General features: G+C 61.1%; 13 protein-coding genes. 11 read left to right on the top strand and 2 right to left on the bottom strand.

From position 1 onward, the window contains the following. Positions 1-160: 160 nt before the first annotated feature. Together betT and epsC are read right to left on the bottom strand one after the other, a co-directional pair. Positions 161-2122, bottom strand: coding sequence for a choline transporter BetT (betT, locus tag ACI77I_RS05150; RefSeq protein ID WP_176462930.1), 1962 nt, complete (start codon positions 2120-2122; stop codon positions 161-163). Between the two features lie 400 nt (positions 2123-2522). Next, complete coding sequence (gene epsC / locus ACI77I_RS05145; protein WP_406997081.1) at positions 2523-3449, bottom strand: serine O-acetyltransferase EpsC; 927 nt, start codon at positions 3447-3449, stop codon at positions 2523-2525. A 166-nt stretch (positions 3450-3615) separates the two neighbouring features. Here epsC and ACI77I_RS05140 point away from each other — a divergent pair, with 166 nt between their 5' ends. The 11 genes from ACI77I_RS05140 to ACI77I_RS05090 all read left to right on the top strand — a co-directional run bounded on the left by ACI77I_RS05140 (position 3616) and on the right by ACI77I_RS05090 (position 14924). Beyond that, positions 3616-4614, top strand: a complete 999-nt coding sequence (locus ACI77I_RS05140; protein WP_094950865.1) for a D-cysteine desulfhydrase — start codon at positions 3616-3618, stop codon at positions 4612-4614. A gap of 214 nt (positions 4615-4828) precedes the next feature. After that, the gene (tcyJ, locus tag ACI77I_RS05135) at positions 4829-5623 is read left to right on the top strand and encodes a cystine ABC transporter substrate-binding protein (RefSeq protein ID WP_094950864.1); all 795 of its coding nucleotides are present in this window, start codon (positions 4829-4831) and stop codon (positions 5621-5623) included. Beyond that, on the top strand, positions 5623-6288 hold the full coding sequence (tcyL, locus tag ACI77I_RS05130) for a cystine ABC transporter permease (protein ID WP_242153899.1): 666 nt from the start codon (positions 5623-5625) through the stop codon (positions 6286-6288). The genes tcyJ and tcyL overlap by 1 nt, the downstream gene beginning before the upstream one ends. Before the next feature lie 3 nt (positions 6289-6291). Then, positions 6292-7038 carry an L-cystine ABC transporter ATP-binding protein TcyN gene (gene tcyN / locus ACI77I_RS05125; RefSeq protein ID WP_083355796.1) on the top strand — a complete coding sequence of 249 codons (747 nt, stop codon included), beginning with the start codon at positions 6292-6294 and terminating at the stop codon, positions 7036-7038. Positions 7039-7432: 394 nt separating this feature from the next. Next, positions 7433-8218: a hypothetical protein gene (locus ACI77I_RS05120; protein ID WP_094950862.1), complete on the top strand. Its 786-nt coding sequence runs from the start codon at positions 7433-7435 to the stop codon at positions 8216-8218. 187 nt (positions 8219-8405) lie between these two features. Further along, positions 8406-9647 carry an SfnB family sulfur acquisition oxidoreductase gene (locus tag ACI77I_RS05115; RefSeq protein WP_094950861.1) on the top strand — a complete coding sequence of 414 codons (1242 nt, stop codon included), beginning with the start codon at positions 8406-8408 and terminating at the stop codon, positions 9645-9647. 24 nt (positions 9648-9671) lie between these two features. After that, positions 9672-10865, top strand: coding sequence for an SfnB family sulfur acquisition oxidoreductase (locus tag ACI77I_RS05110; protein WP_406997080.1), 1194 nt, complete (start codon positions 9672-9674; stop codon positions 10863-10865). Further along, entirely contained in the window at positions 10866-12218 is a 1353-nt protein-coding gene (locus ACI77I_RS05105; protein WP_094950859.1) for an LLM class flavin-dependent oxidoreductase, read from the top strand. Between the two features lie 144 nt (positions 12219-12362). Then, positions 12363-13178 carry a MetQ/NlpA family ABC transporter substrate-binding protein gene (locus tag ACI77I_RS05100; protein ID WP_094950858.1) on the top strand — a complete coding sequence of 272 codons (816 nt, stop codon included), beginning with the start codon at positions 12363-12365 and terminating at the stop codon, positions 13176-13178. After that, positions 13175-14290 carry a methionine ABC transporter ATP-binding protein gene (locus ACI77I_RS05095; protein ID WP_094950857.1) on the top strand — a complete coding sequence of 372 codons (1116 nt, stop codon included), beginning with the start codon at positions 13175-13177 and terminating at the stop codon, positions 14288-14290. Before ACI77I_RS05100 ends, ACI77I_RS05095 begins: the two co-directional genes overlap by 4 nt. Further along, positions 14280-14924: a methionine ABC transporter permease gene (locus ACI77I_RS05090; protein WP_094950856.1), complete on the top strand. Its 645-nt coding sequence runs from the start codon at positions 14280-14282 to the stop codon at positions 14922-14924. Before ACI77I_RS05095 ends, ACI77I_RS05090 begins: the two co-directional genes overlap by 11 nt. Positions 14925-15066: the final 142 nt, after the last annotated feature.

Genomic DNA, 15066 nt, shown 5'->3' with positions numbered 1-15066 from the left:
GCGCGTCAAACCGGGGCTTGAGCGAATGAAATTAAATTTAAGAAAGCCCCGTAGGACGGGGCTTTGCGGGCTTTTTTGTGGGCGCGGGCTTGCCCGCGATGCAGGCAACTCGGTGTATCTCAAACACCGAGCTGATGCGATCACGGGCGAGCACAGGGGACTAGCGCACCAGGTGCAGGAACTGCAGGTGACGCTCGTACTGGTCGAGGATGTCGTTGATGATCTGCTCCTTGGTGTAGCCCACCAAGTCGTAGTCCTGGCTGCCCTCACTCAAGTGCACTTCCGCCCGATAATAGCGACGGTTGTTGAGCTGCTTAGAGCCCATGCCACCGCGTGCAAAGGACGGCGTGAAATAGCCACGCATCTGCACCTGATACACGAACGGATGCTCTTCGCCGTGGCCGATTTCCAGGCTGACGCTGTCGTTGGACGGGTCGGGCTGGGTGACGACGTTGAGGCCTTTTTCGACAAACACCGCCGTCACTTCTTCGATCGCCGGGCGCACCGTGGTTTCAAGGAACCGGTACACCTCATCGCGCGACGGGAAATGCACGGCCTGGGTCAGACGCTGGCGCCAACCGCCCGTGCCTTTGCGTGAACCGGACACCGGCGCGAGGGAATGCATCTGGGCGATCTGCTTTTGCGATTCGAGGTAGAACGCCTTGTGCAGCCCCCACATCATCAGCAGCAGGATCAGCGAGAACGGCAACGAGGTCAGCACCACCGCGGATTTCAGCGAGTCGATACTGCCGGCGAACAGCAAGGCACTGGTGACCAATGCAGTCATCGCGCCCCAGAACACGCGTAGCCATTTCGGCCCGTCTTCATCGGCGTTGCCGCCTTTGGACGACAGGGTCGACAGCACCACGGTGCCGGAGTCGGCTGAGGTGACGAAGAACACGAAGCTGATAAACACCGTGACCGCGATGACCGTCTTGCTCCACGGGTAGGTTTCCAGCAGCAGGTAGAGGCTCATCGACGGGTCATCAATGGCCGACTGGCCGAGCGCGGTCATGCCGTGGTTGAGCACTTGGTCGATGGCACTGTTGCCAAAGATCGACATCCACGCCAGCGTGAAGCCGAGCGGGATCAGCAGCACGCCGAAGACGAACTCGCGGATGGTGCGGCCACGGGAAATACGCGCGATAAACAGGCCCACGAACGGCGACCATGCGATCCACCAGGCCCAGTAGAACACCGTCCAACCGCCCAGCCAGTCGCTGGGTTTGTCGTAGGCGTACACATCGAAACTCTTGGTCGGCAAGGCGCCGAGGTAGTCACCGATGTTCTGGATCAGGGTGTTGAGCAAGTGCTGGGTGGGCCCGGCGAACAATACAAACAGCAGCAGCGCGCAAGCCAGCAGCATGTTGATGTCGGACATCACCCGCACGCCCTTGTCGACGCCAGCAACGGCGACGAGGATCGCGGCGCCCATCATCAGCGTGATCAGGCCGACCTGGATCCACTGGGTGTGGGCAATGCCGAACAGGTAATCCAGCCCGGAGTTGAGGTGCAACACACCAAAGCCCATGTCGGCGCCGAGGCCAAACACCGTGGCGATGATGCCGAAGCCATCCACCGCGTAGCCGATAGGGCCATTGATGCGCTTACCAATCAGCGGGTAAAGCGCCGAGCGCAACGCCAGCGGCAGGTTATGCCGGTAGGCGAAATACGCCAGGGCCATGCCGACAAAGGCGAACACGCCCCAGCCGTGCAGGCCCCAGTGCAGAAACAGGATCTGCATGGCCTGGCGGGCAGCATCGGCGTTCATCGGCGCGCCCTGAGGCGGTTGCACCAGGTGCGTCAGCGGCTCGGACACACAGAAGAAAAACAGCGTGATGCTGATCCCAGCGGCGAACAGCATGCCGGCCCAGGACAGGTAACTGAATTCGGGTTCGTCGTGGTCGGCACCGAGTTTTATCTTGCCGTAGCCCGATAGCGCGGTGACCACCACGAAGACCAGATACAGGGTCATCGCCAGCATGTAATACCAGCCGACCGTGTTGGCCGCCCAGTTTTGCGCGGCCAGCAGCCAGGCACCGGCCTGTTGCGGGATCGCGATGACCGTGATGCCAAATAGCAGGATGAAGCTGGCGGCAAAGTAGAAAACGGGCGCATTCATGCGCACCATGCCGCTGGATGGGGTGGACGATGCACTCATGAACGATGCACCCCTACGGTGTGGGATGTGGCTGTAAATAACGGACTCAGCAAAGGTAAGCCTCCTGTTGTGAGCGGGCAGCGAACCACCGGTTTAACTTGAACGAACATTCAAGTTAAACATGGATAGGCGGTCTGGGACTAATCGCAGGGCTGAGCGGTAGACAATTCCTACACTAGCTCAAGGATTGGTATGACGGGTGGAGATGGCAAATCGTTCAGCGATGGCTGAGTGAAAACCGGTTCAAATTTGAAATGCAGCCCAATGTGGGGGCTGGCTTGCCTGCGATGGCGGCGGATCAGACATACCGCTACCGCAGGCAATTCAGCTCCCACATTGGATCGGGTGTGTGGCTCAAGCACTACTTCTGCACCCCATCCTCATGCTGCAAATTCGCCTGGGTAATATTCGCCCCCGCCGGCACGCTGCGGGTTAGCCACACATTGCCGCCAATCGTCGAGCCCTTGCCGATGGTAATTCGCCCCAGGATCGTCGCCCCGGCATAAATCACCACATCGTCCTCAACAATCGGATGGCGTGGATGGCCCTTCTGCAACTGCCCGTCCTCATCCGCCGGGAAGCGCTTGGCGCCCAAGGTCACCGCCTGATAAATGCGCACTCGCTCGCCGATGATCGCGGTTTCGCCAATCACCACACCCGTGCCGTGGTCGATAAAGAAACTCGGGCCGATCTGCGCGCCGGGGTGAATGTCGATGCCGGTGGCCGAGTGGGCAATCTCCGCGCTGATCCGCGCCAGCAGTGGCAACCCGGCGCGATATAAGTGGTGCGCCAGGCGATGGTGAATCACCGCCAGGATCCCCGGGTAGCACAGCAGCACTTCATCCACACTGCGGGCGGCCGGGTCGCCGTGGTAGGCGGCCAACACGTCGGTGTCCAGCAGGCTGCGCAGGGAAGGCAAGGCCAGGGCAAAGTCCTGGATCAGGCGGATGGCCAGGGCGTCGACCGCGCTGTCATCCTCGCCGCCCTGGCGTGCGGCGTAGCGCAGCTCCAGGCGCGCCTGGCCGAGCAAGGCATTCAAGGCGACGTCGAGGGTATGGCCGACGTAGAAATCTTCACTTTCCTCACGCAAGTCCACCGGCCCCAGGCGCATCGGAAACAGCGCGCCGCACAGCGACTCAAGAATCTGCGCCACCGCCTCGCGCGACGGCAACTCTCGGCCGCCGTGCTCGCCACTCAAGCGGCCATTGCGCGTACGCCACTGGTCCCGGGCGCCGCGCAGTTGGCTGACGATGGTCTGCAATTGCCAATGGCTGGAACGCTCACTCACGGTATTCACTCCTGACGTAATGGCCATCACTTTACGGTATGCACCCTGGCCGCCCTTAAGAACCAATGGTGTGATGCAAAGAACCAGACGGAATAAGCGATTGGCGGTTGCCCGATGAAAAGTGCCTGCCTATAGTCGCCCAATCACTTAGCCACCGTGCGTAGCCATGATCAAACAACAGCTCGACCGTTTTAACCGCCTGGAACTGCTGGGCGGCGCCACTGCCCTGGAAAAACTCGAGCGGCTGTCGGCCTGGCTGGGCAGGGACATCTACGTCAAACGCGACGACACCACGCCGCTGGCCATGGGCGGCAACAAACTGCGCAAACTTGAATACCTGGCCGCCGATGCCATCGCCCAGGGTGCCGACACTTTGGTAACTGCCGGCGCCATCCAGTCCAACCACGTGCGCCAAACCGCTGCGCTGGCCGCCAAGCTCGGCCTGGGCTGCGTTGCGCTGCTGGAAAACCCCACCGGTACCGAAGACCCTAACTACCTGGCCAACGGCAACCGCCTGCTGCTGGAGCTGTTCGACGCCAAGGTTGAATTGGTCGAGAACCTCGACAACGTCGACGAGCAACTCAACGCCCTCGCCGATCGCCTGCGCAGCAACGGTAAAAAGCCGTACCTGGTGCCTATCGGCGGTTCCAATGCTCTCGGCGCCCTCGGCTATGTACGCGCCGGGCTGGAACTGGCCGGGCAGATCGAAGACAGCGGGATCGAATTCGCCGCTGTGGTACTCGCCTCGGGCAGTGCCGGCACCCACAGCGGCCTCGCCCTGGCCTTGAGTGAAGTGCTGCCGAATTTGCCGGTGGTGGGCATTACGGTGTCGCGCACCGAGCAAGCTCAGTTCCCGAAAGTGCAGGGCCTGGCCGAACGCACCGCCGAATTGCTCGGCGTGGATATCCCCGAGGCGTTCAACGTGATTTTGTGGGACGAATATTTCGGCCCGCGCTACGGCGAACCGAACGCCGGCACCCTCGCTGCGGTCAAGCTATTGGCGAGCCAGGAAGGCCTGCTGTTGGACCCGGTCTACACGGGCAAAGCCATGGCCGGTTTGCTGGATGGCATCGGGCGGCAGCGGTTTGAGGACGGTCCGATTATTTTCCTGCATACCGGCGGGGCGCCGGCGTTGTTTGCTTATGACTCTGTTCTAACGGACTGAACACGGACCACATGTGGGAGCTGGCTTGCCTGCTCCCACATTAGATTGAATGGCATATTCTAAAAAAGCATAAAAAATTATATTTATATTATTTTCAAGTCTTAAAAACTCGCTTTATAGTCGCGCCGAAGGCGAAGACGCGCTTCGCGCTTTAAGGCAGGATACGACTACTGCGTCACCTGCTTCGCTCACCATAAAAACACAGGGGCTGTTCATGACTATTTCTGTATTGCGTCGCACGTTGCTGGTTGGCACATTGGGCTTGGCACTCGGGGCTGGCCTGATGGGCCAAGCCATCGCTGGTGAGCAGCTGGGCAACATCAAGAAAGCCGGCGAGATCAAGATCGGCCTGGAAGGCACCTACCCGCCGTTCAGCTTTGTCGATGAGAGCGGCAAGCTCAGCGGTTTCGAAGTGGAGCTGTCCGAAGCGCTGGCCAAGGAGCTGGGAGTGAAGGTCAAGCTGCAAGCCACGCCGTGGGACGGCATCCTCGCGGCCCTGGAGTCCAAGCGCCTGGACGCCGTGATCAACCAAGTGACCATCTCCGAAGAGCGCCAAAAGAAGTACGACTTCTCCAAGCCCTACACCGTTTCCGGTATTCAGGCGCTGGTGCTGAAGAAAAACGTCGACACCATCAAGACTGCCGACGACTTGGCCGGCAAAAAAGTCGGCGTAGGCCTGGGCACCAACTACGAACAATGGCTCAAGGACAACCAACCTAAAGCCATCATCAAGACCTACAACGATGACCCAACCAAGTTCCAGGACCTGCGCATCGGTCGTATCGACGCCATCCTGATCGACCGCCTGGCGGCACTTGAGTACGCCAAGAAAGCCCCGGACACCGCAGCAGCCGGTGATGCCTTCTCCCGTCAGGAAGCCGGTATTGCCCTGCGCAAAGGCGAGCCTGAACTGCTCGACGCGGTGAACAAGGCCCTCGACAAGCTGCGCGCCGACGGCACCTTGAAGAAGCTGTCCGAGAAGTACTTCAACGCTGACGTCACTCAATAATGGAAGCAGGTTTCCAACTCGCGCTGGACTCCGCGCCCTTTCTGCTCAAGGGCGCGTACTACACGGTGATTCTTAGCCTGGGCGGAATGTTCTTCGGCCTGCTGCTGGGCTTCGGCCTGGCCCTGATGCGGTTGTCACGCTTCAAGCTGGTCAGTTGGATTGCCCGCGTCTATGTGTCGTTCTTTCGCGGCACGCCCTTGCTGGTGCAGCTGTTTTTGATCTACTACGGCTTGCCGCAAGTGGGCATCGAGCTGGACCCGATTCCGGCCGCCATGATCGGCTTCTCGCTGAACATGGCCGCTTATGCCTGTGAAATCCTGCGCGCCGCGATCAGCTCCATCGAGCGCGGCCAGTGGGAAGCGGCAGCCAGTATCGGCATGACCCGCGCGCAGACCCTGCGCCGGGCCATCCTGCCGCAGGCCATGCGCACGGCATTGCCGCCGTTGGGCAACAGCTTTATTTCGCTGGTCAAGGACACGGCGCTGGCCGCCACCATTCAGGTGCCGGAGCTGTTTCGCCAGGCGCAACTGGTGTCGGCGCGTACCTTCGAAATTTTCACCATGTATCTGTCCGCCGCTCTGATCTACTGGGTACTGGCGAGCATCCTGGCGCATTTTCAAAATCGTCTGGAAGACCGGGTCAACCGGCATGACCTGGAGTCTTGAAGCATGATCGTGGTTGAAAAACTGACCAAACAATTCAAAGGTCAGGTGGTGCTCAACGGGATCGACCTTGAGGTCAAGGAGGGCGAAGTGGTCGCCATCATTGGCCCCAGCGGTTCCGGCAAGACCACCTTCCTGCGCTGCCTGAATTTCCTCGAAGAACCCACCAGCGGCCGCATCAAGGTGGGTGACATCGAGATCGACAGCAACAAGCCGCTCAACCAGCAACAAGGCCTGGTGCGGCGCTTGCGCCAGCACGTGGGTTTTGTGTTCCAGAACTTCAACCTGTTCCCGCACCGCACCGCGCTGGAAAACGTCATCGAAGGCCCGATCGTGGTCAAGAAGATGCCGCGCGAGGCCGCGATTGCGCTGGGTCGCAAGCTGCTGGCCAGAGTCGGCCTGGCGGGTAAAGAAGAGTCTTACCCGAGGCGCTTGTCCGGCGGCCAGCAACAGCGGGTGGCGATTGCCCGTGCACTGGCCATGGAGCCGGAGGTGATCCTGTTCGACGAACCCACCTCGGCCCTCGACCCGGAGTTGGTCGGCGAAGTGCTGGCGACCATCCGCAGCCTGGCCGAAGAAAACCGCACCATGGTTATCGTCACCCACGAAATGAGCTTTGCCCGCGATGTAGCCAACCGGGTGATCTTCTTCGACAAGGGCGTGATCGTGGAACAGGGAGAAGCCAAGGCGTTGTTTGCCAACCCCAAGGAAGAACGAACCAAGCAGTTCTTGAGCAAGTTTCTGGCTCATTAATTTCCTCAGAGCAGGCCCGCACTGTGGCGAGGGAGCTTGCTCCCGCTGGGCTGCGTAGCCGCCCCAAAATCTTGGGAGCGCTTCGCGCTACAGCGGGTGCAAGCTCCCTCGTCACAATAAGCCGCTCCTACACGAAATCCTCATTGCAACGCATAAAAATCACCGCTGTACCCGCCTCAAAATCCCCCGCCTCGTCAGACTCGTCTGAATCTACCCCAACCCGCCGTTTAGCCCTTTGCCGCCATTGACGCCCCCCGGCCAACCCTCTTATCTAGCGCCCAGAGGATTGGATCCTATCCCGGCTATTCACTGAATCGTTCCTTTCGGCACCCTGCGCACAACCGCGCCACGGGCGCCGGAACGATTGCTGCTGGCTGCATCAAGGAGATTACTTATGACGCGCACTGCAACCCCGGCCCTGCTCACCGCCCCGACCCTGCCACAGGCTCATCCACATGGCATCAATGCCCTCGCCGCCACCCAACTGCAGGTGGACATCGCCCCCTACCCCGGCATGGAGGAAGGCGACCTGATCGAGTTGTTCTGGAACAACTGCTTTGCCGACGCTCGGCGCGTGACCGCGTGCAAAATCGGCACACCCACACGCCTGCGGGTTCCGGAAAGTTTTGTGCTGGACGGACTGGCGCAGGTTCACTACCAAGTCATGCAGATCGGCCACGGCCCGGCATGCTCAGCCATCACGCACGTGCAGGTAAAAACCAACTACCCAGGGGGCCAGCCTTCGGCGCTCTTGCGCGACGAAAACCAGAACCTCGCGCCTGTGAGCCTGCCCGACACGATCCGACGCTACGGCATCAATGGCAGCCAGGTACGGCGCGGTATTCCGCTGACCATCGAGCCGTACCTGAATATGGCAAGCGGCGACGCCATTACCCTGCGGTGGGGTGACGTGCGTCTGGACCTGCCGACAATCCAAGCCAAAGGCGTCGGCCTGGCGGTACACGTATGGGTGCCCTCAACGGTGATCATCGAAGCGGGCGACGACAGCCGCCTGGACGTGACGTACTGCATCCTTGACCGTGTCGGTAATAATTCACGCTGGGCACCGGTGCGCAGCCTGACCATTGCCACCTGCTCTCCACAGACGCCGCCCCGCCCGGCCAGGGCCGCGTCGACCTACCAACCGCGCCAACCCGGTTCACCGTGCGAACCTGGGTGACAGCCCTTCTATGCATATTCCTATAAGTTAGTTTATTTAAAAATTTAACACGCTTAGGGTATATGCACCGGACCACCGGACATCTCTGATTTTTCTGTTTCTATTTCATTGAATGCGAGGTCGGTATGGTCAGAATTACCCCGGTGCATAACGCCAGGGCATTACGTGCAGCCAAGGAGCGGCGCTGATGTCTAACTTGGCTCTAACACCCCCCCAGAGTGATCTGGATGTAGCCCCACTGCTGTTGCCGGCCGCTGTGCTGCGCAACGACGCGCAAGCGTTGAGCGCAGCCCATGAATTGGCCCAGGCCGCGCGCCTGCAAGCGGCCAAGCGCGACCAGCAGCGCAAGCTGCCATGGGCACAAATCGAACAATTTACCCGCAGCGGGTTGGGCAGTATTTCCATTCCCCGTGAATACGGCGGCCCACAGGTGTCTTTCACCACCTTGGCCGACGTGTTCGCGATCATCAGCGCGGCGGACCCAGCCTTGGGGCAGATCCCGCAGAACCATTTCGGCATCCTGCACCTGGTGCAGGGCGCCGCCACCGAACGCCAGAAAAAGCAGCTGTTCCAGAGCGTCCTCGACGGCTGGCGCATCGGCAACGGCGGCCCGGAACGCGGCACTAAAAACACCCTGGAGCTCAAGGCGCGCATCACCGCTGAAGGCGACGGCTACGTGATCAGCGGCCAGAAGTTCTATTCCACCGGCGCGCTGTTTGCCCATTGGGTGGCGGTCAAGGCGCTGAACGATGACGGCAAGCAGGTCATGGCCTTTGTGCGCCGTGGCAGCGAAGGGCTGCGCATCGTTGACGATTGGTCGGGCTTTGGCCAACGCACCACCGCCAGCGGCACCGTACTGCTCGACCGAGTGCCGGTGGACGCGGAGTTGGTAGTGGAGAACTGGCGCATCGGCGAAAGCCCGAATATCCAGGGCGCCGTCTCGCAATTGATCCAGGCCGCCATCGACGCCGGCATCGCCCGTGGTGCGCTCGATGACACCATCGCATTCGTGCGTGAACGCTCACGCCCGTGGATCGACGCCAAGGTCGAACGCGCCAGTGATGATTTGTATGTAATCGCCGACATCGGCAAGCTGAAAATCGAACTGCACGCCGCCGAAGCCCTGTTGCGCAAGGCCGGCAAGGTGCTGGACGAGGTCAGTGCCGCGCCGATCACCGCGCAATCCGCTGCACGGGCTTCGATTGCCGTGGCCGAGGCGAAAGTGCTGACCACTGAAGTGTCGTTGCTGGTCAGCGAAAAGCTCTTCGAATTGGCCGGCAGCCGCGCCACCCTCGCTGAATTCAACCTTGACCGCCACTGGCGCAACGCCCGGGTGCACACCCTACACGACCCGGTGCGCTGGAAGTACCACGCCGTGGGCGCTTATCGACTGAACGGCACTTTGCCTGCTCGACATTCCTGGATCTGACCGACCAGACCTCTGGAGAAACTTATGACTTTTTCCCCTAACGTCGCGGTCATCACCAGCGACGAACAAGCCCTCATTGTCGCCAGCGACCTGGCCGAAGATTTCCGTCGCGACAGCGCCCAGCGCGACCGCGAACGTCGCCTGCCGCTGCCCGAGCTGGACGTGTTTTCGCGCTCCGGCCTGTGGGGCATCAGCGTACCGAAGGAGCACGGCGGTGCCGGTGTGTCCAACGTCACCCTGGCCAAGGTTATTGCGTTGATTGCCCAAGCGGATGCGTCGCTGGGCCAGATCCCGCAAAACCACTTCTACGCCCTGGAAGTGCTGCGCGTGAATGGCCGCCCGGCGCAGCAAAAACGCCTGTATGCCGAAGTGCTTGCCGGCCAACGTTTCGGCAATGCCTTGGCGGAGCTGGGCACCAAAACCGCTCACGACCGCGTGACCAAAATCACCCGCGACGGTGACGGTTTTCGCATCACCGGCCGCAAGTTCTACTCCACCGGCGCCATCTACGCCCAACGCATCCCCACCTCGGTGGTGGATGAACACGGCGTGCAGCAACTGGCGTTTGTGCCCCGTGACAGCGAAGGCCTGAGCGTAATCGACGACTGGAGCGGCTTCGGCCAGCGCACCACCGGCAGCGGCTCGGTGGTGTTCGACAACGTGTGGGTCGCAGCGCAAGACGTGATCCCGTTCCAGAGCGCCTTCGAGCGCCCGACCACCGTCGGCCCGCTGGCGCAGATCCTTCACGCCGCCATCGACACCGGCATCGCCCGCGCCGCCTTCGAGGACGCGCTGCACTTTGTGCGCACCAAGACCCGCCCGTGGATCGATTCCGGCAACGACAAGGCCACCGAAGACCCGTTGACGCTCAAAAGCTTCGGCCACCTGAGCATCCGCCTTCACGCGGCGCAAGCGTTGCTGGAACGCTCGGGCGAATTCCTCGACCGCGCCCAGGCCGACAGCACGGCCGAGACCGTTGCCGCCGCGTCCATTGCCGTCGCCGAAGCGCGCGCCCTGAGCACCGAGATCTCGCTGGCCGCCAGCAGCACCTTGTTCGAACTCGCCGGCAGCCAGGCGACCTTGGCCGAACACGGCCTCGATCGCCACTGGCGCAACGCCCGCGTGCATACCCTGCACGACCCGGTGCGCTGGAAGTACCACGCGGTGGGCAATTACTACCTCAATGATGAAAACCCGCCACTGCGGGGGACCATCTAAATGGCGAAGAAAAAAATCCTGCTCAATGCCTTCAACATGAACTGCATCGGGCACATCAACCACGGCCTGTGGACGCATCCACGGGACACCTCGACGCAGTACAAAACCGTCGAGTACTGGACTGACCTGGCGCAAACCCTCGAACGCGGGCTATTCGATGGTTTGTTTATCGCCGACATCGTCGGCGTGTACGACGTTTACCAGAACTCCATCGACGTGCCGCTCAAAGAATCGATCCAACTGCCGGTCAATGACCCACTGCTGCTGGTCTCGGCCATGGCCGCCGTCACCAAAAATCTTGGCTTCGGCCTCACCGCCAACCTCACCTACGAGCCGCCGTATCTGTTCGCCCGGCGGATGTCCACCCTCGACCACCTGAGCCGTGGCCGGGTCGGCTGGAACATCGTCACCGGCTACCTCGACAGTGCCGCCAAGGCCATGGGCCTGACCGAACAGGTTGAGCATGACCGGCGCTACGACCAGGCCGATGAATACCTCCAGGTGCTGTACAAACTCTGGGAAGGCAGCTGGGAAGACGACGCGGTCATCAACGATCCGCAACAACGGGTCTATGCGCAGCCGGGCAAGGTGCACAAGGTCGAACACCACGGCGAGTTCTATCAGGTCGAGGGTTATCACCTCTGCGAGCCGTCGCCGCAACGCACGCCGGTGCTGTTCCAGGCCGGCAGTTCAGAGCGGGGCTTGCTGTTCGCCGGCCAGCATGCCGAGTGCGTGTTCATCAGCGGCCAGAACAAGGCCGCGACCAAGGCCCAAGTGGACAAGGTGCGCGCCAGCGCGGTCGAGGCCGGGCGTAACCCGGAGGACATCAAGGTGTTCATGGGCCTCAACGTGATCGTGGGTGCCACCGAAGCGCTGGCCTGGGCCAAGCACGCCGAGTACCTGAGCTATGCCAGCCCGGAGGCCGGTGTGGCGCATTTCTCGGCATCGACGGCGATTGATTTTGCCCAATACGAGATCGATGAACCGATCCAGTACGTGAAGAGCAACGCGATCCAGTCGGCCACCAAGAACCTGCAGAACAACGACTGGACCCGGCGCAAATTGCTCGAACAGCACGCCCTCGGCGGGCGCTATATCACCTTGGTCGGCTCGCCCGAACAGGTCGCCGATGAGCTGGAATCGTGGGTCAGTGAAACCGGGCTGGATGGCTTCAACCTCACGCGCATTGTGACGCCGGAAAGCTATGTGGACTTTATCGACCTGGTGGTGCCGGAGTTGCAGCGTCGGGGGTCGTACAAGACCGCTTACGAGCAGGGAACGCTGCGCGAAAAAGTGTTCCAGGGCTCCGCTCGCTTACCCGAACAACACACCGGTTCTACCTACCGTCACTAATCAAAAAATGTGGGAGCGGGCTTGCTTGCGATAGCAGTAGATCAGCTAAAAATTTGTGCCTGACAGACCGCTATCGCAGGCAAGCCAGCTCCCACAGTAGACCGCATTGTTCTTAACTAACCCCCTTATGACTGGAAAACCATTATGAAAAAGACACTGCTCACCCACCCAGTCAAAGCACTGGCCCTGGCCCTCGGTTTATTCAGCTCGGCAGTGTTTGCCGCCGATGCACCGTTAAAAGTCGGCACCACCCCCGCCTTCGCGATTCCTCTGGAAGCCGCCGTCGCCGAGGCCGGCAAGCAGGGCCTGAAGGTCGAGCTGGTGGAATTCACCGACTGGATCGCGCCCAACGTCAGCCTGGCCGCCGGCGATATCGACGTGAACTACTTCCAGCACATCCCGTTCCTGGAAAACGCCAAGGCCGCCGCCGGTTTTGACTTGGTGCCGTACGCGCCGGGCATCATCAACAACGTCGGGCTGTATTCGAAGAAGTACAAAAGCTTCAATGACCTGCCCCAAGGCGCCAGCGTGGCAATCGCCAACGACCCGATCAACAGCGGCCGCGGCCTGCAACTGCTGGCCAAGGCCGGGCTGATCACCCTCACGCCGGGCGTGGGCTACAAGGCCACCGAAGAAGACATCGTCGCCAACCCGAAAAAGATCAAGATTCTGCAGGTGGAAGCCGTACAACTGGTACGCGCCTATGACGACGCTGACCTGGTGCAGGGCTACCCGGCGTATATCCGCCTGTCCAAGACCTTCGATGCCGAGTCGGCGCTGCTGTTCGACGGCCTCGACCACCCGGAATACGTGATTCAATTTGTAATCCAGCCTAAAAGCAAAACCGACCCGCGCGTGATCAAGTTCGTCGACATCTACCAGCACTCGCCAGTAGTGCGTGCCGCGTTGGATAAATCCCTCGGCAAGCTCTACCAAGTGGGCTGGGAAGATAAAAAATGACCGCCGCCAACACTCAACTGCGCGACCTGGGTTTACCGCCCAGGGACGCCGAGCAGACCGAACTGCACCCGGATTTGAACCGCGCCCATGTGCGCTTTATCAACCTGGGCAAAACCTATGACGGCACTGTGCATGCACTGCAAGGCATCGACCTTGCTATCCAGCGCGGCGAAGTGTTCGGCATCATTGGCCGCAGCGGCGCCGGTAAGTCCTCGCTGATCCGCACCATCAACCGCCTGGAACAGCCCAGCAGCGGGCGGGTGTTGATCGATCAGGTGGACATCGGCGAATTCGACGAAGACCGCCTGGTGGCGCTGCGTCGGCGCATCGGCATGATCTTCCAGCACTTCAACTTGATGTCGGCCAAAACGGTTTGGCAGAACGTCGAGCTGCCGCTGAAAGTCGCCGGCGTGCCCAAGCCGCAGCGCGAGCAAAAAGTGCGCGAGCTGCTGGAACTGGTGGGCTTGCAGGACAAGCACAAGGCCTATCCGGCGCAGCTCTCCGGCGGCCAGAAACAGCGCGTGGGCATCGCCCGTTCGCTGGTGCATGACCCGCAGATCCTGCTATGCGACGAAGCCACCTCGGCCCTCGACCCGGAGACCACTCAGTCGATCCTCGGCCTGCTGCGCGAGATCAACCAGCGCCTGGGCCTGACCATCGTGTTGATCACCCATGAAATGGCGGTGATTCGCGAAATCTGCGACCGCGTGGTGGTGCTCGAACACGGCAGAATCGTTGAGCAGGGCCCGGTGTGGCAAGTGTTCGGCAACCCGCAACACGAGGTCAGCAAAACGTTGCTGGCGCCGCTGCAACACGGGCTGCCGGAAGAACTGCAAAGCCGTCTGCAACGCACCCAAACCTCGGCCGACGCGGCGTTAGTGCTGCGCCTGCAGTTCACCGGCAGCGCCGCCGATGAGCCCGACCTGGCTGCGTTGTTCAACGCCCTCGGCGGGCGCGTGCGCTTGCTGCAAGGCGGCGTAGAACGGATTCAGGGGCATGCCCTGGGGCAATTGCTGTTGGCGGTGAGTGGCTCACCGCACAACGCCGAAGAACTGCGCACCCTTGCCGGGCGTTGGGCGCAACAGGTGGAGGTGCTGGGCTATGTGGTTTGATCGTTTATTGCAGGGCGCCATCGACACCTTGTTGATGGTCGGTGTGTCGTCGTTGATCGCGTTGTTGGTGGGGATTCCGTTGGCGGTGTTTTTGGTCACCAGCGACAAAGGCGGCATCTATCAGGCACCCGCGCTGAACCGCGTGCTGGGCGCATTCGTCAACCTGTTCCGCTCCATTCCGTTTTTGATCCTGATGGTGGCGCTGATCCCGTTTACCCGACTGATCGTCGGCACGACCTATGGTGTGTGGGCGGCTGTAGTGCCGCTGACCATCGCCGCCACGCCGTTCTTCGCGCGCATTGGCGAAGTGAGCCTGCGTGAGGTCGACCACGGCTTGATCGAAGCCGCGCAAGCCATGGGCTGCCGCCGCTGGCACATCATCTGGCATGTGCTGTTGCCGGAGGCGCTGCCGGGCATCGTTGGCGGGTTCACGATTACGTTGGTGACAATGATCAACTCATCGGCCATGGCCGGTGCGATTGGCGCGGGCGGCTTGGGTGATATTGCCTACCGTTATGGCTACCAGCGTTTTGATACGCAGATCATGCTGACGGTGATCGTGCTGCTGGTGATTCTGGTGGCGGTGATTCAGTTGGGCGGGGATCGGTTGGCGCGAGTGCTTAACAAACGCTGAGTGCCGTTCAAATCGCCGCATACATGCATCGCCCCCACCAGGGCGATGCGCCACTCGTCGGCACTGTCAATTCTGACAGTAGATTCGGTTAATACCCCAAGCGCTTCATTCACCTTGCCCATCGCGCGGTTCCCGCGCGCCC

The organism is Pseudomonas sp. D47, from assembly GCF_045447305.1.
Lineage (GTDB): Bacteria > Pseudomonadota > Gammaproteobacteria > Pseudomonadales > Pseudomonadaceae > Aquipseudomonas.
This window is presented reverse-complemented; position numbering and strand designations above follow the sequence as displayed.